The organism is Kitasatospora sp. NPDC001664, from assembly GCF_053596675.1.
Genome location: NZ_JBSFGS010000022.1, coordinates 53,023 through 72,879 on the forward strand (window position 1 = coordinate 53,023; position 19,857 = coordinate 72,879).

At 73.5% G+C, this 19,857-nt stretch carries 15 protein-coding genes; 12 read left to right on the top strand and 3 right to left on the bottom strand.

All coding sequences use genetic code 11. From position 1 onward, the window contains the following. Positions 1-43: 43 nt before the first annotated feature. Positions 44-1,054, bottom strand: coding sequence for a TAXI family TRAP transporter solute-binding subunit (locus tag ACWCYY_RS27840; RefSeq protein ID WP_449797589.1), 1,011 nt, complete (start codon positions 1,052-1,054; stop codon positions 44-46). 79 nt (positions 1,055-1,133) lie between these two features. Between ACWCYY_RS27840 and miaB the strand changes: the two genes are divergently transcribed. Together miaB and ACWCYY_RS27850 are read left to right on the top strand one after the other, a co-directional pair. Beyond that, positions 1,134-2,633 (top strand): tRNA (N6-isopentenyl adenosine(37)-C2)-methylthiotransferase MiaB, encoded by a 1,500-nt coding sequence (miaB, locus tag ACWCYY_RS27845; protein WP_449797590.1) that lies wholly within the window; start codon positions 1,134-1,136, stop codon positions 2,631-2,633. 68 nt (positions 2,634-2,701) lie between these two features. Further along, the gene (locus ACWCYY_RS27850) at positions 2,702-3,394 is read left to right on the top strand and encodes a class III extradiol dioxygenase subunit B-like domain-containing protein (RefSeq protein WP_449797591.1); all 693 of its coding nucleotides are present in this window, start codon (positions 2,702-2,704) and stop codon (positions 3,392-3,394) included. A 7-nt stretch (positions 3,395-3,401) separates the two neighbouring features. Here ACWCYY_RS27850 and ACWCYY_RS27855 read toward each other — a convergent pair whose 3' ends face one another. After that, the gene (locus tag ACWCYY_RS27855; RefSeq protein WP_345288828.1) at positions 3,402-3,638 is read right to left on the bottom strand and encodes an antitoxin; all 237 of its coding nucleotides are present in this window, start codon (positions 3,636-3,638) and stop codon (positions 3,402-3,404) included. A 128-nt stretch (positions 3,639-3,766) separates the two neighbouring features. Here ACWCYY_RS27855 and miaA point away from each other — a divergent pair, with 128 nt between their 5' ends. The 5 genes from miaA to hflX all read left to right on the top strand — a co-directional run bounded on the left by miaA (position 3,767) and on the right by hflX (position 10,417). After that, complete coding sequence (gene miaA / locus ACWCYY_RS27860) at positions 3,767-4,708, top strand: tRNA (adenosine(37)-N6)-dimethylallyltransferase MiaA (RefSeq protein WP_449797592.1); 942 nt, start codon at positions 3,767-3,769, stop codon at positions 4,706-4,708. A 228-nt stretch (positions 4,709-4,936) separates the two neighbouring features. After that, positions 4,937-5,404 carry a hypothetical protein gene (locus ACWCYY_RS27865; protein ID WP_345288830.1) on the top strand — a complete coding sequence of 156 codons (468 nt, stop codon included), beginning with the start codon at positions 4,937-4,939 and terminating at the stop codon, positions 5,402-5,404. 27 nt (positions 5,405-5,431) lie between these two features. Next, entirely contained in the window at positions 5,432-6,301 is an 870-nt protein-coding gene (gene dapF / locus ACWCYY_RS27870; RefSeq protein WP_345288831.1) for a diaminopimelate epimerase, read from the top strand. 303 nt (positions 6,302-6,604) lie between these two features. Beyond that, positions 6,605-8,824: a RelA/SpoT family protein gene (locus tag ACWCYY_RS27875; protein WP_449797593.1), complete on the top strand. Its 2,220-nt coding sequence runs from the start codon at positions 6,605-6,607 to the stop codon at positions 8,822-8,824. Between the two features lie 87 nt (positions 8,825-8,911). Next, the gene (hflX, locus tag ACWCYY_RS27880) at positions 8,912-10,417 is read left to right on the top strand and encodes a GTPase HflX (RefSeq protein ID WP_380149844.1); all 1,506 of its coding nucleotides are present in this window, start codon (positions 8,912-8,914) and stop codon (positions 10,415-10,417) included. Positions 10,418-10,542: 125 nt separating this feature from the next. Here the strand turns inward: hflX and ACWCYY_RS27885 are convergent, their stop codons facing one another. Continuing rightward, positions 10,543-11,643, bottom strand: coding sequence for a trypsin-like serine peptidase (locus tag ACWCYY_RS27885; RefSeq protein ID WP_449797594.1), 1,101 nt, complete (start codon positions 11,641-11,643; stop codon positions 10,543-10,545). A 408-nt stretch (positions 11,644-12,051) separates the two neighbouring features. Between ACWCYY_RS27885 and ACWCYY_RS27890 the strand changes: the two genes are divergently transcribed. The 5 genes from ACWCYY_RS27890 to ACWCYY_RS27910 all read left to right on the top strand — a co-directional run bounded on the left by ACWCYY_RS27890 (position 12,052) and on the right by ACWCYY_RS27910 (position 19,688). After that, positions 12,052-13,791 (top strand): IucA/IucC family protein, encoded by a 1,740-nt coding sequence (locus tag ACWCYY_RS27890; RefSeq protein WP_449797628.1) that lies wholly within the window; start codon positions 12,052-12,054, stop codon positions 13,789-13,791. Positions 13,792-13,805: 14 nt separating this feature from the next. Beyond that, positions 13,806-14,321, top strand: a complete 516-nt coding sequence (locus ACWCYY_RS27895; protein ID WP_380149846.1) for a GNAT family N-acetyltransferase — start codon at positions 13,806-13,808, stop codon at positions 14,319-14,321. A gap of 101 nt (positions 14,322-14,422) precedes the next feature. Beyond that, positions 14,423-15,805 carry a lysine N(6)-hydroxylase/L-ornithine N(5)-oxygenase family protein gene (locus ACWCYY_RS27900; RefSeq protein WP_449797595.1) on the top strand — a complete coding sequence of 461 codons (1,383 nt, stop codon included), beginning with the start codon at positions 14,423-14,425 and terminating at the stop codon, positions 15,803-15,805. 55 nt (positions 15,806-15,860) lie between these two features. Beyond that, on the top strand, positions 15,861-17,570 hold the full coding sequence (locus tag ACWCYY_RS27905) for an IucA/IucC family protein (RefSeq protein ID WP_449797629.1): 1,710 nt from the start codon (positions 15,861-15,863) through the stop codon (positions 17,568-17,570). A gap of 12 nt (positions 17,571-17,582) precedes the next feature. Next, positions 17,583-19,688, top strand: coding sequence for an ATP-dependent DNA helicase (locus tag ACWCYY_RS27910; RefSeq protein WP_345288837.1), 2,106 nt, complete (start codon positions 17,583-17,585; stop codon positions 19,686-19,688). Positions 19,689-19,857 lie beyond the last annotated feature (169 nt).

Genomic DNA, 19,857 nt, shown 5'->3' on the forward strand with positions numbered 1-19,857 from the left:
CTCGCGCCCCCGGGGTGGCCACCTTCGCCAGCCCCCGCGGTGCCTACGGCTTGACGGAGCGGTAGTACGCGCTGGCGCCGGCGTGGAGGGGGAGCGGGTCGGTGTAGACGGCGGTGCGGAGGTCGACGACCTGGGCGGCGTGGACCTCGGAGCCGATCCGGTCGCGGCTGTCGATCACGGCCTTGGTCATCCGCTGGACCAGGGCGGAGTCGACGTCCTCACGGGTGATCAGCAGGTTCGGGACCGCCAGCGTGGCGACCGCGGTGCCGACCGGGTGGGCCTTGGGGTAGACGTCGGCCGGGATGGTCGCGGCGCGGTACGCGTCGGCCCCGCCGCCCTCGACGTGCTGGACCGCCTCGGCCAGGTCGCCGAGCGGGACGATCCGGATCGGGAAGCGCTCGGACAGGTCGGTGAGCGCGTTGGTCGGCAGCCCGCCGGACCAGAAGAAGGCGTCGAGCTGACCGTTCCTCAACTGGTCGGCGGCGTCGCCGACACCGAGCATCGAGGCCGACACGTCCACGTCCGGGTCCAGCCCGGCCGAGGCCAGCAGCCGCCGGGTCACCAGCTGGACGCCGGACCGGCTCTGCCCGACCCCGACCCGCCTGCCCTTGAGGTCGGCGGTCCGCTGCACCGGCGAGTCGGCCGGCACCACCAGCTGGAGGTAGTCGTCGTAGAGCCGGGCTATCGCGCGGATCCGGTCCCTGCCGTCCCCCCGGTAGCTGGCCACCGCGTCGGCGGTGGCGATGGCGAAGGAGTCCCGCCCGGCCGCGACCCGGTCGAGGTTGTCGACGGAGCCCTGGGAGTTGTCGAGCCGCAGTTCGACCCCGGGGAGGTTGTCGTGCAGGTAGGTGCGCAGCAGGATCCCGTACCGGTCGTACACGCCCCGGGGGACGCCTGTGGCGAAGCCGGTCTCGCCGCGCGGGTAGTCGGTCCGGTCGGCGGCGGTGGCCCACCAGCCCCCGGCCGCGCCCACGACCAGCAGGAACACGGCGGCCACCCGGCCGAGCCGGCTGCGGGCCGCCGTGCGCAGGGCGGCACGGGGTCTCCAGGTCATGGGGTTGGATACTGCCAGGCCGGGCGCCGGATGGGGAGAGGGGCGAGGAGCCCGATCCGCTTCCACGTACCCTAGGTCCGTGGGTACGAGCCAGGATTCCAAGAGCTACAAGGTCGTCACGTACGGCTGCCAGATGAACGTGCACGACTCCGAGCGCCTCTCCGGGCTGCTGGAGGACGCCGGGTACGTGAAGGCCGACCAGGACGGCGAGCAGCCCGACCTGGTGGTGTTCAACACCTGCGCCGTGCGCGAGAACGCCGACAACAAGCTGTACGGCAACCTCGGGCGCCTGGCCGCCGACAAGCAGCAGCACAAGGCGATGCAGATCGCCGTCGGCGGCTGCCTGGCGCAGAAGGACCGCGACACCATCGTCAAGAAGGCCCCGTGGGTCGACGTGGTGTTCGGCACCCACAACATCGGGCACCTGCCCGCGCTGCTGGAGCGGGCCCGGATCGAGCAGCAGGCCCAGGTGGAGATCCTGGAGTCGCTGGAGACCTTCCCGTCCACCCTGCCGACCCGGCGCGAGTCGGCGTACGCGGCCTGGGTGGCGATCTCGGTCGGCTGCAACAACACCTGCACCTTCTGCATCGTCCCCGCGCTGCGCGGCAAGGAGGAGGACCGCCGCCCCGGCGACGTGCTCTCCGAGATCGAGGCGCTGGTCGGCGAGGGCGTCATCGAGGTCACCCTGCTGGGGCAGAACGTCAACGCCTACGGCTCCGACCTGGGTGACCGGGAGGCCTTCTCCAAGCTGCTCCGGGCGGCCGGGCAGATCGAGGGCCTGGAGCGGATCCGCTTCACCTCGCCGCACCCGCGCGACTTCACCGACGACGTGATCGCCGCGATGGCCGAGACGCCGAACGTGATGCACCAGCTGCACATGCCGCTGCAGTCGGGCTCGGACACCGTGCTCAAGGCGATGCGCCGCTCGTACCGGCAGGACCGCTTCCTCGGGATCATCCGCAAGGTGCGCGAGGCGATGCCGGACGCGGCGATCTCCACCGACATCATCGTCGGCTTCCCGGGCGAGACCGAGGAGGACTTCGAGCAGACCATGCACGTGGTCCGGGAGGCCCGCTTCACCAACGCCTTCACCTTCCAGTACTCCAAGCGCCCCGGGACCCCGGCGGCCGAGATGGAGGGCCAGATCCCCAAGGCCGTGGTGCAGGAGCGCTACGAGCGGCTGGTCGCCCTCCAGGAGGAGATCTCCTGGGAGGAGAACAAGAAGCAGGTCGGCCGGGTGCTGGAGGTCCTGGTCGCCGAGGGCGAGGGCAAGAAGGACGACAGGACCGACCGGCTCTCCGGCCGGGCGCCCGACAACCGGCTGGTCCACTTCACCCGCCCCGTCGAGCCGGTCCGCCCGGGCGACGTGGTGACGGTCGAGATCACCTACGCCGCCCCGCACCACCTGCTGGCGGAGGGTCCGACCCTGTCGGTCCGCCGCACCCGCGCGGGCGACGCGTGGGAGAAGCGCCAGGGCACCCCGCCGGCCAAGCCGGCCGGCGTCCTGCTCGGCCTCCCCAAGATCGGCGCCCCGGCCCCGCTGCCGCTCGCGCCCACGGGTGGCTGCTGCGACGCCTGATCTCCGACGCGTCACGAGGCCCCGGGAGCACACGGCTCTCCGGGGCCTTGCCCGTTAGAGTGATCGACATGCTTGTCGCCGCCGCCGTCTGCCCCTGCCCGCCGCTGCTCGTGCCCGAGGTGGCCGCCGGTGCCGCGTCCGAGCTCGACGTCCTCCGGGAGCAGTGCCTGGAGGCGGTCCGGGAGCTCGGTGAGGTCGACCTGGTCGTGGTGGTCGGCGCCGGGCCGGAGCCCGGGGTGTGGACCGAGGGCGGGATCGGGTCGTTCCACCGCTACGGGGTGCCCCGGGTGGTCCGGCTGCCCGGGCCGGTGGCGGAGGGCCCGGAGCTCGCGCCCTCGCTGACCGTCGGGGCCTGGCTGCTGGAGCAGGCCGGGATCACGGTGCCCACGCACGCCTGCGCCGTCCCCGCGGACGCCCCGGTGGAGCGGCTGACCGGCCTCGGCGAGGGCCTGGCCGAGCTGGCCGACCGGGTCGGGCTGCTGGTGCTCGGCGGCGGCAGCGCCTGCCGCACCGTCAAGGCCCCCGGCTACCTGGACGAGCGGGCCGAGCCGTACGACGTGCACGCCGCCAAGGCGCTGGCCGAGGCCGACACCGAGGCGCTCAGGGCCTTGGACCCGGCACTCTCGGCCGAGCTGCAGGCGGACGGCCGGGCGCCCTGGCAGGTCCTCGCGGGAGCTGCGCAGGGCGCCGGGCTGAGCGGGCGGCTCCGGTACGACGAGGCCCCGTACGGGGTCGGGTACTTCGTCGCCTCCTGGAGCTGACGGGCGGTCAGTTCTGACTCGGGCCGTCGTCCTTGGGCTTGGCGGCGAACTGGTCGACCGCGCCCTTGGCCTTGCTGGTGCCGGTCTCGATCTTGTCGGTGTACTTGTGCTTGGTGGCCTTGTCCGCGGCCGCCCCGGCCTTCTCCACCACCTGGTCGATCTTGTCGCCGTGCTTGCCCGCGAGCTCGCTGGCCTTGCCCTTGAGCTCCTCGGCCTTGCCCTTGAGGTTGTCCATCAGGCCCATGGTCAGTCGCTCTCCTTCGGCGGGCCCCACCGCTCGGGGCGGGGCAAATCGGTCATTCCATACTCATACTTCCCCAGGGTGACCGCCGACGACACGGCGCCACTCCCGATCTTTGCGAGACTTGGCCCGTGAGCAGCTCCTCCTCCACCCCCCAGCCCCGCGTCGTCTCGGTGGTCGGCGCCACCGCCGCCGGCAAGTCCGACCTCGCGGTGGCCATCGCCTGCAGCCTCGGCGGCGAGGTGATCAACACCGACTCGATGCAGCTCTACCGGGGCATGGACATCGGCACCGCCAAGCTCACCCAGGAGGAGCGCGGCGGCATCCCGCACCACCTGCTGGACGTCTGGGACGTCACCGAGACCGCCAGCGTGGCCGAGTACCAGCGGCTGGCGCGGGCCGAGATGGACCGGCTGCTGGCCGAGGGCCGCACCCCGGTGCTGGTCGGCGGCTCCGGCCTGTACGTCCGGGCCGCCATCGACGAGATGGACTTCCCCGGCACCGACCCGGCGGTCCGGGCCCGGCTGGAGGCCGAGCTGGCCGAACAGGGCCCGTACGTGCTGCACCAGCGGTTGGCCGTGCTCGACCCGGCCGCCGCCGAGGCGGTGCTGACCAGCAACGGCCGGCGGATCGTCCGGGCGCTGGAGGTCATCGAGATCACCGGGCAGCCGTTCACCGCCAACCTGCCGAGCAACACCGCCGTCTACGAGACGGTCCAGATCGGCGTCCAGGTGCCCCGGCCGGAGCTGGACCAGCGGATCGAGCTGCGGGTGGACCGGATGTGGGAGGCCGGCCTGCTGGACGAGGTCCGGACCCTGGAGGGCCGGGGCCTGCGGGACGGGCTGACCGCCTCCCGGGCGCTCGGCTACCAGCAGGTGCTCTCCTTCTTCGCGGGGGAGTGCACCGAAGAGGAGGCCAAGGCCGAGACCGTGCGCGCCACCCGCCGGTTCGCCCGCCGCCAGGAGTCCTGGTTCCGCCGGGACGACCGGATCCACTGGCTCTCCCGCCCCGCCGGGGCCGACCCGGTGGAGCTCCTGGAGCGCTCGCTGGAGTTGACCGCCCGTCAGATCTGACCAGGCCGGGGCGGTTTCCGGCCACGCTGCCGGTGCAGCTGCGGGTGCACGACGAACTGAGGGTTACGGGCACATCACGTCCTGGCCACGGATCACCCGGGGGCCCGTCGAACCGGCTGTCGGCCGGATCGGACATGCCATCATCGAGAGCATCCGGAGGCAGGTCGTTCGATCCGCCTCACCAGCAGCGGGCCCGCGGGCCCGTGTCGCACCGTCAGGGGAGGCCGCGTGTCCACGGGAACCGGCCCGGAGACGGAGGAGCTGAGCAGTCTGAGCGCCGAGCTCGCCCTGCCCGAGCCGACCTCCTACGCCGTGGCGCTCCCCGTGCTCGCCGACCTCGCCGCACCCGGAGTGGTGCACGAGCGCGAGATCCGGCCCCGCAAGCGGCTGCGCTGGTGGCAGACCCTGCCGATCGCGGCGGTCGCCACCTTCGGTTCGATGATGTTCGCCTTCCCGCTCGCCTTCGGCTCCGGGGACCGCGGCGCCGCCATGATCGGGATGCTCGGCATGCTGCTCACCGCCGCCTCGGTCGGCTGGGGCGCGATGGCCGCCCGGATGGCCGGGTACAAGTGGCCCGGCGTGCCGCGCCGGGGGAGCGGGCTGCGGGCCAGCCGGCGCTCCATCCTGATCTACACCCTGATCGCCGTGGTCGCGGTCGGCCTCGCCGTCTGGCGGGTGGTACGGCTCGCCGCCTGAGCGGCCCGGGTCAGTACCATCGGCGCTGTGAGCGCATCGGCATCGGTTTCCCAGACCTTCGGCCTCCCCTTCCTCAAGGGGCACGGCACCCAGAACGACTTCGTGATCATCCCCGACCAGGACGGCAAGCTCGACCTCGGCGCGGACGAGGTCGCCCTGCTCTGCGACCGCCGGGCCGGCGTCGGCGGGGACGGGCTGCTCCGGGTGGTCCGCTCGGCGGCCGACCCGGCGGCGGAGGGCATGGCGGACCGGGCCGAGTGGTTCATGGACTACCGCAACTCCGACGGTTCGATCGCCGAGATGTGCGGCAACGGGGTCCGGGTCTTCGCCCGTTACCTGGTCGAGGCCGGACTGGCCGGAACCGGCGCCTTCGCGGTGGCCACCCGGGCGGGAGTCCGCGAGGTCGTGGTGGCCGAATCGGGTGAGGTCACCGTCGACATGGGGTACGCGGCCCTGCCCGACTCCGGCCCGGTCGACGTGACGGTCGGGGACCACAGCTGGCCCGCGCTCAACGTCAACATGGGCAATCCGCACGCCGTCGCCTTCGTCGACGACCTCGCCGACGCGGGCACCCTGTACGACGCCCCCGGCGTCACCGAGGGCGTCTACCCCGAGGGCGTCAACGTCGAGTTCGTGGTGGAGCGCGGACCGCGGCACGTCGCGATGCGGGTCCACGAGCGCGGCTCCGGCGAGACCCGCTCCTGCGGCACCGGCGCCTGCGCCGTCGCCGTCGCGGCCGCCCGCCGCCACCACCTCGCTCCGGCCGAGACCGGCGCACCCGTCACCTACACCGTCGACCTCCCCGGCGGCACCCTCCGCATCACCGAGCACCCCGACTCCCGCATCGAGATGACCGGCCCCGCGGAGATCGTCGCCTCCGGGACGCTCGCCATCTGACCTGGATGGTGATCCCGGGGGCGCGAGGAACTGCGCGAATCGGAAGGCGGCTCACCGGCAACTGACCCACCGTCAGCCAGTTGCACGTGCTGCTGTTCCCCCGCGCGCAGTTCCCCGCGCCCCCGGCATCACCCCGTACGTTCCTCGCGCCCCGGGCGTCGCCGCCTTCGCGCGAGCGCCCCGCTTCCCGTTTGTCGGCGCCGTGAATCCGCCCGTTCGGGTGGTGGAGGTGACGGTACGGGGGCGGGCGGGTGCGGAACGTGCTGTGCTCGGTAGCATGGACCATCGCTGCCGGAGGTGCGGATGACCGTCGATGCCGAGGTGGGGAGGCGCGCGTTGGTGCGCCTCAACCGGGTCGCCCTGGGACGGGCGGGGCGGGCCGCGCTGCTGGCCACCGACCGGACCCCGCTGCCGGACGCGATCGAGCCGATCGTGCAGGCCCACCGCCGCCACCACCCCAACGCCGATCTGGCCCTGCTCGGACGGGCGTACCGCACCGCCGAGGAGAGCCACCGCGGCCAGACCCGCAAGAGCGGTGAGCCGTTCATCACCCACCCGCTCGCCGTCACCATGATCCTGGCCCAACTCGGCGCCGGGACGACGACCTTGGTGGCGTCCATCCTCCACGACACGGTCGAGGACACCGAGGTGACGCTGGATCAGGTCGCCGAGGAGTACGGCCCGGAAGTGGCCTACCTGGTGGACGGCGTCACCAAGTTGGAGAAGGTGGACTTCGGCGCCGCCGCCGAGGCGGAGACCTTCCGGAAGATGCTGGTGGCCACCGGCGACGACGTCCGGGTGATGGTCATCAAGCTGGCCGACCGCCTGCACAACATGCGGACGATCCGTCACATGAAGCCGGCCAGCCGGATCAGGATCGCCAAGGTCACCCGCGACGTGCTGATCCCGCTCGCCGAGCGGCTCGGGATCCAGGTGCTGAAGGCGGAGTTGGAGGACATCGTCTTCGCCACCCTGCACCCGGAGGAGTACGCCCGCACCAGGGCGCTGGTCACCGCCTACGAGGAGCGGCCGGACGAGCTGCTCCAGCCCTTTGCCGAGGCGTTGACCCGTCAGCTCGCCGAGGCCAAGGTCGCCGCAGAGGTGACGGTCCGGCCGCGGCACGCGGTCTCCGTCCACCGGGTGCTGCTGAAGCGGACCGCCGCGGCCGGCCCGGACGGGCTGCCCCAGCAGCTCCAACCGGCCGACTTCGGGCGGCTGTTGGTGGTGGTGGAGGAGAACGCCGACTGCTACGCGGTGCTCGGCGAGCTGCACACCTGCTGGACCCCGCTGCCGGGCGAGTTCAAGGACTTCGTGGCCGCGCCCAAGTTCAACCTCTACCAGTCGCTGCACACCGCGGTGGCCCTGCCGGGTGGTGAGGTGGCCGAGGTGCTGGTGCGCACCCGGCGGATGCACCGGGTGGCGGAGACGGGCGTGGTCGCGCTGGGCGACCCGCACCAGGCGGCGGAGGGCGGCGAGGAGACCGACCCGGGACGCCCGGGGTGGCTGACCAGGCTGCTGGAGTGGCAGCAGGAGACGCCGGACCCGGACACCTTCTGGTCGGCGCTCACCTCCGACCTCTCGGACGACCGGGAGATCACCGCCGTCACCGAGCAGGGCGAGACGCTGCACCTGCCGGCCGGGGCCACCTGCGTGGACGCCGCCTACCTGCTCGGCGAGGAGACCGGCCACCGCTGTCTGGGCGCCCGGGTGAACGGACGCCTGGTGGCGCTGCGCACCCCGCTGGCCGACGGGGACGTGGTCGCGGTGCTGACCGAGGAGAGCGGGGAGCCGACCGGCCCGGCGGCCGAGTGGCTGGAGCACGCCCGCACCCCGGCCGCCCGGTTGGCGATCGAGCGCTGGCTGGCCGGCCACCCGGCCGTCGCCGAGGACCCGGCGCCGGAACCGGTGCAGCCCCCCGTGCCGCCCGCGCCGCCCGCCGCCGACCGGGGCGAGCCGGCGGTCACGGTCCCCGGGCTGCCCCGGGTGCAGGCCCGGCTGGCCCGCTGCTGCACCCCGGTGCCGCCGGACGAGGTGACCGGCTACCCGATCCGGGGAGGCACCGTGGCGGTGCACCGCACGGGCTGTCCGGCGGCCGAGCAGCTGCGGGCCGAGGGCCGGGTACCGGTGCGGCCCCGCTGGGTGCCGGGCGCCCGCCCGGCCGAGGGCTTCCGGGCCACCCTGCGGGCCGAGGCGCTGAACCGCCCCCGCCTGCTGGCCGACCTGACGGCGGCGATGTCGGCCGAGGGCGTCGGCATCATGGCGGCCGAGGTGGAGCCCCCGCAGCAGCTCCGGGTCCGGCACACCTACACCGTCGAGCTGCCGGACGCCGCCGTGCTGCCGGTGCTGATGCGGGCGATGCTGCGGGTCTCCGGGGTCTACGACGTGTACCGGGTGGGAGTGGCCCGGCGAAATGAGGGTGACCGGGTGGCGGCGGGCGTGCGACCATCGGGGGGAATTCACGGCCGGTCCGTGGCGTTCACCGGACGAAGTGGTTCCGGTGCCGGTCACGGCCTTGAGGGGTAGCTCGACTCGCCACGTGGTATCGGGGCGACATACGGGGCAGACTCCTCGGCGCGCGGGCCGCACCGGCCCCTCCCGCTCTACCTAAGGATGAGATTGACCTCCACGTTCGACAGCCGCAACGAAAACCGCGACTCCGCCAGCCGGATCGCGGACCTCCGGGCGGAAGCCCTGATGGACGAGGACCTCGCGGCGATCGACGAGGCCTTCGACCGGTACGACGGTGAGCAGTACGACCGGAGCGAGCGCGCCGCGCTGCGCCGCGTCGCCGGACTCTCCACCGAACTCCAGGACGTCACCGAGGTCGAGTACCGCCAGCTCCGCCTGGAGCGCGTGGTGCTCGTCGGGGTCTGGACCGACGGCACGGCCGAGGAGGCGGAGAACTCGCTGGCCGAGCTCGCCGCCCTCGCCGAGACGGCCGGCTCCGAGGTGCTCGACGGCGTGATCCAGCGCCGTGACAAGCCCGACCCCGCCACCTACATCGGCTCCGGCAAGGCCAAGGAGCTGCGCGACATCGTTGCCTCCACCGGCGCCGACACCGTGGTCTGCGACGGTGAGCTGACCCCGGGCCAGCTGATCCAGCTGGAGGACGTCGTCAAGGTGAAGGTCGTCGACCGGACGGCCCTGATCCTCGACATCTTCGCCCAGCACGCCAAGAGCCGGGAGGGCAAGGCCCAGGTCTCGCTCGCCCAGATGCAGTACATGCTGCCCCGCCTGCGCGGCTGGGGTCAGTCGCTGTCCCGGCAGATGGGTGGTGGTGGCTCCGGCTCCTCCGGCGGCGGCATGGCCACCCGTGGTCCCGGTGAGACCAAGATCGAGACCGACCGGCGCCGCATCCGCGAGAAGATGGCGAAGCTGCGCCGCGAGATCGCCGATATGAAGAAGGGCCGCGACACCAAGCGCCAGGAGCGCCGTCGCAACCAGATCCCCTCGGTGGCCATCGCCGGCTACACCAACGCCGGCAAGTCCTCGCTGCTCAACCGCCTGACCGGGGCCGGCGTCCTGGTGGAGAACGCGCTGTTCGCCACCCTGGACCCGACCGTCCGCCGGGCCCAGACCCCGAGCGGCCGGATCTACACCCTGGCCGACACGGTCGGCTTCGTCCGGCACCTGCCGCACCACCTGGTCGAGGCCTTCCGCTCGACCATGGAGGAGGTCGCCGAGGCCGACCTGATCCTGCACGTGGTCGACGGCTCGCACCCCGAGCCGGAGACCCAGCTGGCCGCCGTCCGCGAGGTGATCGTCTCGGTCGACGCGCAGAACGTGCCGGAGATCGTGGTGATCAACAAGGCCGACGCGGCGGATCCGCTGGTGCTCCAGCGGCTGCTGCGGCGCGAGCCGCACGCCATCGTGGTGTCGGCCCGCAGCGGGCAGGGCATGGACGAGCTGCTCCAGCTCATCGACAAGGAGCTGCCGCGGCCGGCCATCGAGGTCCGCGCGCTGATCCCGTACACCCGTGGGGACCTGGTCTCCCGGGTGCACGCCGAGGGCGAGCCGATCTCCGCGGAGCACACCGCCGACGGCACCCTGCTGCACGCCAAGGTCGCGGCCGAACTGGCCGCCGAGCTCGAGCGCTACGCGGTCGTCACCAGCTGACGTTCGCGGAAGCGCACCAGGGGCGCGGGGTGGAAAGGCAGCACCTGCAACTGGCCGACGGTGGGTCAGTTGCAGGTGGGCCGCCTCCCGAAGCGCGCAGTTCCCCGCGCCCCTGGTGTTGCCACTTAGGCCTTGCGGGAGACGTACTCCAGGGCCTGGCGGGCGACCGACTCCAGGTACGGGCCGTTGAGGGCGGTGTGGGCGAGGTTGCCGATCGAGGTGTTGCTGACCAGGGCGGTGCGACCGTCCGGCATGGTGGCGAACCAGCCGCCGCCGCTCGAACCGGAGGTCATGGTGCAGCCGATGCTGAGCATGGGCGGCCTCGCCGGATCGAACGACAGCCGGACCGGACGGCCGCCGTCGCAGCGGTTCAACTCCCGTCCGTCGTACGGCTTCGACGAGGGGTAGCCCCAGGCCGAGATGGAGAGCTGGTCCCGCGGCGCGTCGAACCAGACCGGCACCGCGGTCCCGACCGTCTCCTCCAGTGAGCGCCCGTCGCCGTCCGGGTTGTGCACCCGCAGGACGGCGAAGTCGTACTGGTTGGCCGCGTTGCCGCTGTGGCCGCCCTCGGCGATCCACTGCGGGGAGCTGATCACCTGGTCCGCCCACCACTGTCCGAGCGGTGCCACCTCGGCCATGGTGGGCTTCTTCTTGCTGCTCGCGGCCCCCGAACTGTTGTAGGCCGGAACGAAGATGAGGTTGCGGAACCAGCCGCCGCCCGCCCCCTCGTGGACGCAGTGCCCCGCCGTCCAGACCAGGTTGCTCTTCCCGGGCCGGGCCGGGTCGGCGACCACGGTGGCCGAGCACTGGCCGGTGCCGCCGCCCGGGGCGGTGGAGAAGACCTTCCCGGAGGCCGGGTAGCGGGTGTACGGGCGCTCCACCGGGACGGCCTGCACGGCGGTCGGCTCGGGGTCGCTCAGGTCGCGTCCGGCCGGGTCGCGGCCCGCGGCCGGTTCGGTGAGCGGCGGGCCGGGCTGCTGGGGCTCGGCGGTGGTCATCCGCTCCGGCTCCCACAGGTCGCGGACCACCGGGTTGCGGAAGACGTGCTCGCGGGCCCAGCGGTCCCAGTCCTCCGGCCGCCAGTCCTTCAACTTGGCCCAGCGCTCCGAGAGTTCACCCTGCCACCGGCTGCGCTCGGCGGCCGGCAGCTTCCAGTCGTGCGACGTCCCCCCGGTCGTGCTGCCGCACCCGGTGAGCAGGGCGGCCCCCACCACCACTGCCGTCACCGCGGTGCGTATCGACGTCGATCCCACTGTCCGTCCCCCCGTCGTCCCCCGTGGACACTGCGGGGAGATCCTCCCACCGCCAGGTCACGGAGCGGAGTACGGAGCGGCTCGGTGCGGCACCGTGTCGGTCCGGAGCGGGCCACTCCAACGGGTGAGTGATCGCTTGAGGTTCACCACAACGAGTGAGCTGATCTTGTGATCACCCGGCAGCGGGCAGTTCGCTGGGCACGTCGGCGCCCTCGGCCCCACGCGCCTCGGCCGTTCCCCCGACGCCGCTTCCGGTGTCGCCCCGAAGCCGTTCTCCCGTACTCCCGGCGCCCGCACCTCCGCTCGCCCCAAGGAGCAGCCTTGAGCACCGTCCTGAGCACTGCCGCTTCCGCCGGAGCCCCGTCCGTCCGATCCACCGGGATGCCCGCCGCGCCCGCCACCGCGCGGCCGGTCCGGGACAGACTGCTCGATGCCGACCCCGCGGTGGCCGCCGAGCAGGCCGGGACGGAGAGCCTGCTGCGCTGCTGGACCAGGGAGACGGGCGCACGTCCTGGGCCGGACGGGGTGCTCCGGGTGCCGGTGCTGGGCGGGGCGGCCGAGCTGGCCGCGCCGGTCCGGTACTGGTCGCCGGCCGGGTGGCACCGCTTCGGCGAGGTGACCCTGGCCGGGCTGCCGGTGGACGTGGTCACGGTGGCCACCCTGGTGGCCGGGGCCACCGCCGAACGGCCCGAGGCCGGCCAACTCACCGATCTGGCGGCCCGGGTGGCCGATTCGGTGCTGCGCACCGCCGAGATCCTGGGTCACCGGGGGAGCGCCGCGGACGCGGCCGAGGAGGCCTGGCCGTTCCTGGAGGCGGAGCAGGCGCTGCTGCTCGGGCATCCGCTGCACCCGACCCCGAAGAGCCGCGACGGTCTCGGGCCGGCCCAGAGCGCCGCGTACTCGCCGGAGCTGCGCGGCTCCTTCCGGCTGCACTGGTTCGCGGTCTCCCGGGAGCTGCTGGCCTCCGGCTCGGCGGTCGGCGTCCCGGCCGAGCAGCTCACCGCCCGGCTGCTCGGGGACGGCGTCCGGCTGCCGGAGGGCACCGCCGCGCTTCCCCTGCACCCGTGGCAGGCAAGCGAGTTGGCGCTCCGGCCGGAGATCGCCGGGCTGCTGGCGAGCGGCGCCCTGCACGACTTGGGCGAGCAGGGCGAGCCCTGGCACCCGACCTCCTCGGTGCGCACCGTCTGCCGCCCCGGCACCCCGTGGATGCTCAAGCTCTCGCTCGGCCTGCGGATCACCAACTCCCGCCGGGAGAACCTCCGCAAGGAGCTGCTGCGCGGCCTGGAGGTGCACCGCTTGCTGGAGACCGGCCTGGCCGCCGAGTGGCAGGCCGCCCACCCGGGCTTCGACATCGTCCGCGACCCCGCCTGGCTCGGGGTGGACCTGCCGGGCGGCGCCGACCCGAACGGCTTGGACGTGGTGCTCCGTCAGCAGCCGTTCGGACTGCGGGACCGGGCGCTCTGCGTGGCCGGGCTGGTCGCCGAGCGCCCGTACGGGGAGCGGGTCTCCTCCCGGCTCGGCGCGGTGGTGCGGCGTCTGGCCGCCGTCAGCGGGCGGACGGTGCAGACCGTGGCCACCGAGTGGTTCCTGCGCTACCTGGACGCCGTGGTGCTCCCGGTGCTCTGGCTGGACGGGCGGGGCGGCATCGCCCTGGAGGCGCACCAGCAGAACAGCCTGGTGCTGCTGGACCAGGCCGGCTGGCCGGTCGGCGGCCGCTACCGGGACAACCAGGGCTACTACTTCCGCGAGTCCGCGGCCGCCCGGCTGGAGGCCAGGCTGCCGGGGATCGGACGGGAGAGCGACACCTTCCTGCCGGACCGGGTGATCGACAAGCACTTCGCCTACTACCTCGGCATCAACCACGTGCTCGGCCTGATCGGCGCCTTCGGCTCCCAGGGCCTGGCCGAGGAGCCCGTGCTGCTGGCCGCGCTGCGCGGCTTCCTGGCCGGCCCGCAGGCCGCCGCCACCGGCTCGGGGCTGCCCGCGCTGCTGCTCGGCAGCGAGCAGCTGCACTGCAAGGCCAACCTGCTCACCCGGCTGAACGGGATGGACGAGCTGGTCGGCCCGGTCGCCACCCAGTCCGTCTACGTGGACATCCCCAACCCGGTGGCGGCCCGGTGAGGACCTCCACCCTGGTGACGTCCACCCCGGCGGGGGAGTTCGAGCTGTGCCCGGTGGACCCGGAGCGCGACCTGGCGCTGCTGGCCGGCTGGATGAACGATCCGGCGGTCAGCCGCTACTGGGAACTGGCCGGACCACCGGAGACCACCGCGGCCCACCTCGCCCCGCAGCTGGCCCCCGGCAGCCACAGCACCCCGTACCTGGGGCTGCTGGACGGCACCCCGATGAGCTACTGGGAGCTCTACCGGGCCGAGGCCGACCGGCTGGCCGACCACTACCCGGCCGAGCCCGGGGACACCGGCCTGCACCTGCTGATCGGCCCGCCGGAGCACCGGGGGAGGGGGCTGGGCGCGGTGCTGCTGGCCGCGCTGGCCGAGGAGCTGCTGGCCGCCCCGGACCACAGCCGCCTGGTGGCCGAACCGGACCTGACCAACACCGCGTCGCTGCGGGCCTTCGAACGGGCCGGCTTCACCGCCGTCGCCGAGCTGGAGCTGCCCGAGAAGCGCGCCGCGCTGATGCTGCGTCAGTGACCGGCGCTGCCGCGACGGCGCGCTCCACGACCCGCTGCCCCACGACCCGCTGCCCCACGACCCCGCACCCCGCTCCCGTGACCTGCCGAGGCTAGGACGAGATGGACAACCCGCAGCCCGAACCGTACGACCTGCTGGGCGTCGGCATCGGCCCGTTCAACCTCTCGCTGGCCGCGCTGGCCGACCGGGTGGACGGGCTGCGCACGCTGTTCTGCGACGCCAGGGAGGAGTTCCGCTGGCACCACGGGATGCTGGTGGACGGGGCCCGGATGCAGGTGCCGTTCCTGGCCGACCTGGTCTCGCTGGTGGACCCCACCAACCCCTGGTCCTTCCTCAACTACCTGCGCGAGCAGCAGCGGCTCTTCCCGTTCTACTTCGCCGAGCGCTTCCAACTGGCCCGCCGCGAGTACGACCACTACTGCCGCTGGGCCGCCGAGCGGCTGCCCAACTGCCGCTTCGGCGCTCCCGTCACCGCCGTGCACTGGGAGCCCGAGGAGGGGCTCTACCGGGTGACGGCCGGCGGCGCCGAGCACCGGGCGGCCAACCTGGTGCTCGGCGTCGGCACCGAACCGGTGGTCCCGGAGGCCTTCGCCGCACTCCGCGGCCACCCGCAGGTCTGGCACTCGGACGGCTACCTGACCAACCGTCACCGCCTCGACGGGGCGAAGGACGTCACCGTGGTCGGCTCCGGCCAGTCCGGCGCCGAGGTCTTCCTCGACCTGCTGCGCACCCGCGGCACCGACGGCACCCGCCTGCGCTGGCTCACCCGGACCAGGGCACTGGCCCCGATGGAGTACTCCAAGCTCGGCCTGGAGCACTTCACCCCCGACTACACCCGGCACTTCCACACCCTGCCCGGTGAGGTCCGCGACCGGCTGGTGCACGAGCAGTGGCAGCTGCACAAGGCGGCCAGCGCGGAGACCCTGGCCGAGATCCACGACCTGCTCTACGAGCGGACCATCGGCCGCCCGATGGACGCCGACCCGGTGGAGATCCGCCCCGGCACCGCCGTCACCGAGGCACTGGCCGGTCCCTGCGGCGGCTTCGAACTGGTCTGCCGCCAGGGCGACTCGGGGGCCGCGCACGTGGTCCGCACCGAGGCCGTGGTGCTGGCCACCGGCTACCGGGCGGTCCGCCCGGCCGCGCTGGACCCGGTGGCCGAGCTGATCGACTGGGACGAGCAGGGCCGGTTCAAGGTGGACCTGGACCACCGGGTCGCCACCCGGCCCGGGCTGACCGGCGGTCTGTACGTGCAGAACGCGGAGCTGCACACTCACGGGGTCGGCACACCCGACCTCGGGCTCGGCGCCCACCGGGCCGCCGTGATCCTGAACGCCGTCACCGGCCGCGCCGTGCACCAGCTGCCCGACCGCACCGCCTGGACCAGCTTCGCCCCGCCCGTCCACACCGCCCGACCCGGCGGTGTGCCCGTCCCCGCGCTCCCACGCCCGCAGGAGGCGAACCGTGCCGCTGTCACCCACTGAGCTCCACCGACCAGCGCAGCTCACCGCAGCGCTCTGGCAACGGGCCCGCCGGGCGATGCTGGCCAAGATGATCGGCGAGTTCGCCTACGAGGAGCTCTTCGTCCCCGAGCCGGACGGCGACGGCTACCGGCTCGAACTCCCGGGCGCCGTCTACCGGTTCACCGCCCGCCGGGGCGCCTACGGGAGCTGGCTGGTGGACCCGGCGTCGGTGGTCTGCGCGGCCGACCCGGCGGGGGACCCGCTGCGGCTGCTCCAGCTGGCCCGCACCACCCTCGGGCTCTCCGGGGACACCGTCGGCCACCTGGTCCGCGAGCTGACCGCCACCCTGATGGCCGACGCCGGGCTGCTGGCCGAGGAGCTCACCGCCGCCGAGCTGGCCGACCTGGACCACGTCGGCCTGGAGGGGCGGCAGGGCGGTCACCCCTGGATCGTGCCGAACAAGGGCCGGCTCGGCCTCTCCGCCCGGGACGCCGCCGACTGGACCCCGGAGGCCCGGAAGCCGCAGCAGCTGCCCTGGCTGGCGGTGCACCGCAGCCTGGCCGAGTACCGCGGCCAGGACGGGCTCTACGAGCAGGAGTTGAGCCCGGAGTTCCGCGCGCTGGCGGGCCCGGACTTCCTGCTGCTCCCGGTCCACCCCTGGCAGTGGGACGAGGTGCTGCTGCCGCTCTTCGCCCCCTGGATCGCCGAGGGCCTGATCGTCCCGCTGCCCAGCGACGGGGACCTGCGGCTGCCCCAGCAGTCCATCCGCAGCTTCTTCAACCTCAGCCACCCCGAGCGCTGCACCGTCAAGCTCCCGCTCTCGGTGCTCAACACCCTGGTCTGGCGCGGCCTGCCGACCGAGCGCACGCTGGCCGCCCCCGCGGTCACCTCCTGGATCCACGGCCTGCGGGACGGCGACCCGTTCCTGCGCGACGAGTGCCGGGTGATCCTGCTGGGCGAGATCGCCTCCGTCACCGTGGACCATCCGCTCTACCGGGACCTGCCGGAAGTCCCCTACCAGTACAAGGAGTTGCTCGGCGCCATCTGGCGCGAGCCGCTCGGCCGTCACCTGGCCCCGCACGAGCGGGCCCGCACCCTGGCCTCGCTGCTCCAGACCGGCTCGGACGGCCGAGCCCTGGTGGCCGAGCTGGTCGCCCGCTCCGGGCTGCCCGCCCGGGACTGGCTGCGCCGGCTGTTCGCCGTGATGCTGCCGCCGCTGCTGCACTTCCTCTACAAGTACGGCACCGTCTTCTCCCCGCACGGCGAGAACGCCATCATCGTCTTCGACCAGCACGACGCCCCGGCCCGCCTCGCGGTCAAGGACTTCGTCGACGACGTCAACATCAGCGACCAACCGCTGCCCGAACTGGACGGCCTGCCGGGGGAGGTCGGAGGGGTGCTGCTGCGCGAACCCCCGGCCTTCCTCTGCCAGTTCCTGCACTCCGGCCTGTTCATCGGGGTCTTCCGCTACCTGGCCCCGCTGTTCGAGCGTCAGCTCGGCGTCCCGGAGAGCGAGTTCTGGGAGCTGCTGCGCGAGCGGATCACCGCCCACCAGCGGCGCTTCCCCGAACTCGGCGACCGCTTCCGGCTCTTCGACCTCTTCACCCCGCGGATCGACCGGCTCTGCCTGAACCGGAACCGGCTGCTGCTGGACGGCTACCGGGACCGCCCGGAGCGTCCGCACGCCGCCGTGCACGGCCAGGTGCCCAATCCGCTCCACCTCGGCGGCTCGGTCCCCGCCCCGGCCCCGGCCAGGCAGGACCGGATTGTCACTCCCACGCCGTAGGCTGGGCGGGCCATGACGAACGACTCCGCACCCCAGGCCCTGCCCGGCACCGCCGAGGCCCCGGCGCCCGTCACCCGCGCCGCGCTCCCGGAGCTGCTGCACACCGCCGTCGAGGCCGTCGGGGGTGTCGAGCGCCCGGGTCAGGTCGCGATGGCCTCCGCCGTCGCCGACGCGGTGGGCAGCGGCGAGCACCTCCTGGTGCAGGCCGGCACCGGCACCGGAAAGTCCCTCGCCTACCTTGTCCCCGCGCTCGCGCACGGGGACAAGGTGGTGGTGGCCACCGCCACGCTGGCGCTCCAACGCCAGCTGGTGGAGCGGGACTTGCCGCGCACCGTGGAGGCGCTGCACCCGGTGCTGCGGCGCCGTCCGCAGTTCGCCATGCTCAAGGGGCGCTCCAACTACGTCTGTCTGCACCGCGTCCACGAGGGCACCCCGAGCGACGAGGGCGAGGGCCTCTTCGACCCGGTCGAGGCCCTCGGCGGCCCCACCGGCAAGCTCGGCCAGGACGTGCTGCGGCTGCGCGAGTGGGCCGAGGAGACCGAGACGGGGGACCGCGACGACATGTCGCCGGGCGTCTCCGACAAGGCCTGGGCCCAGCTGTCGGTGACCTCCAGGGAGTGCCTGGGCGCCACCAAGTGCGCCTACGGCCAGGAGTGCTTCGCCGAGCAGGCCCGTGAGCGGGCCAAGCTGGCCGACGTGGTGGTCACCAACCACGCGATGCTCGCCATCGACGCCATCGAGGGTGCCCCGGTCCTCCCCGAGCACGGCCTGCTGATCGTCGACGAGGCCCACGAGCTGGTGAACCGGGTGACCGGCGCCGCCACCGGCGAGCTCACCGTCGGCGCCGTCAACCGGGCCGTCAAGCGCGCCGCCAGGCTGGCCAACGAGAAGGCGGTGGACGCCCTCCAGGCCGCCGCCGAGAACTACCACGGCCTGATGGAGACCGCCCAGCCCGGCCGGGTCGAGGGTGAGCTCCCCGAGTACCTCGGCTACGCGGTCACCGCCATCCGCGACGCCGCCCGCCAGATCATCACCTCCCTGGGCGAGACCAGGGACAAGGCGCTCACCGACGAGGACGCCGTCCGCAAGCAGGCGATGGCCTCGGCCGAGAGCCTGCACGAGACCGCCGACCGCCTGCTGGAGGGCTCCGAGTACGACGTCGTCTGGATCGAGCGCACCGACCGCTTCGGCCCCGGCACGGCCTCCCTGCGGGTCGCCCCGCTGAGCGTCTCCGGCCTGCTCCGGGAGGCCCTGTACAAGGAACGCTCGGTCGTCCTCACCTCCGCCACCCTCAAGCTCGGCGGCGACTTCACCGGCGTGGCCGCCTCGCTCGGCCTCCCGGCCGAGGGCCGCCTCCCGGACGTCCGGCGCGAGGACGAGCCGGAGCTGGTCCAGGACGAGACCACCCCGCCGTACTGGCGGGGCCTGGACGTCGGCTCCCCGTTCAGCTACCCCAAGCAGGGCATCCTGTACGTCGCCCGCCACCTCCCCGAGCCCGGGCGGGACCTCGAACGCCCGCAGATGCTCGACGAGTTGGCCGAGCTGATCGACGCGGCCGGGGGCCGGACGCTGGGGCTGTTCTCCTCCATGCGCGGCGCCAAGGCGGCGGCGGAGGCGCTCCGGGAGCGGCTGGACCACCGGATCCTGCTCCAGGGCGAGGACACCCTGGGTGAGCTGATCCGGGAGTTCGCCTCGGACTCCTCGACCTGCCTGTTCGGGACGCTGTCGCTCTGGCAGGGCGTCGACGTGCCCGGCTCCGCCTGCCAGCTGGTGGTGATGGACCGGATCCCGTTCCCGCGGCCGGACGACCCGCTGATGAGCGCCCGTCAGAAGGACGTCGAGGCACGGGGCGGGAACGGCTTCATGGCGGTGGCCGCCACCCACGCGGCGCTGCTGATGGCGCAGGGCGCCGGCCGGCTGGTCCGTGCGGCGGAGGACCGCGGCGTGGTCGCGGTGCTCGACCCGCGGGTGGCGACCAAGCGCTACGGCGGCTTCTTCAAGTCCTCGATGCCCGACTTCTGGTACACCGACGACCGCAACCAGGTCCGCCGCTCCCTGGCCGCCATCGACGCCTCCGCACCCCCGGTCAAGCCGGTGGCCAAGCGCGGCAGCCAGTAGGCACACGCGCCAGGGGCGCGAGGCTGTGCTGATGTGCGGCTCCGCCGCCCGGGCGCGAGGCTGTACGTGGCTACGCCAGGGGCGCGAGGCTGTGCTGATGTGCGGCTCCGCCGCCCGGGCGCGAGGCTGTACGTGGCTACGCCAGGGGCGCGAGGCTGTGCTGATGTGC

Coding starts and splice junctions, on each gene's coding strand:
- ACWCYY_RS27840 (WP_449797589.1), bottom strand. CDS start 1,054: ATGACCTGGAGACCCCGTGCCGCCCTGCGCACGGCGGCCCGCAGCCGG.
- ACWCYY_RS27850 (WP_449797591.1), top strand. CDS start 2,702: ATGCTTGTCGCCGCCGCCGTCTGCCCCTGCCCGCCGCTGCTCGTGCCC.
- ACWCYY_RS27855 (WP_345288828.1), bottom strand. CDS start 3,638: ATGGGCCTGATGGACAACCTCAAGGGCAAGGCCGAGGAGCTCAAGGGC.
- ACWCYY_RS27875 (WP_449797593.1), top strand. CDS start 6,605: ATGACCGTCGATGCCGAGGTGGGGAGGCGCGCGTTGGTGCGCCTCAAC.
- hflX (WP_380149844.1), top strand. CDS start 8,912: ATGAGATTGACCTCCACGTTCGACAGCCGCAACGAAAACCGCGACTCC.
- ACWCYY_RS27890 (WP_449797628.1), top strand. CDS start 12,052: ATGCCCGCCGCGCCCGCCACCGCGCGGCCGGTCCGGGACAGACTGCTC.
- ACWCYY_RS27900 (WP_449797595.1), top strand. CDS start 14,423: ATGGACAACCCGCAGCCCGAACCGTACGACCTGCTGGGCGTCGGCATC.
- ACWCYY_RS27905 (WP_449797629.1), top strand. CDS start 15,861: ATGCTGGCCAAGATGATCGGCGAGTTCGCCTACGAGGAGCTCTTCGTC.
- ACWCYY_RS27910 (WP_345288837.1), top strand. CDS start 17,583: ATGACGAACGACTCCGCACCCCAGGCCCTGCCCGGCACCGCCGAGGCC.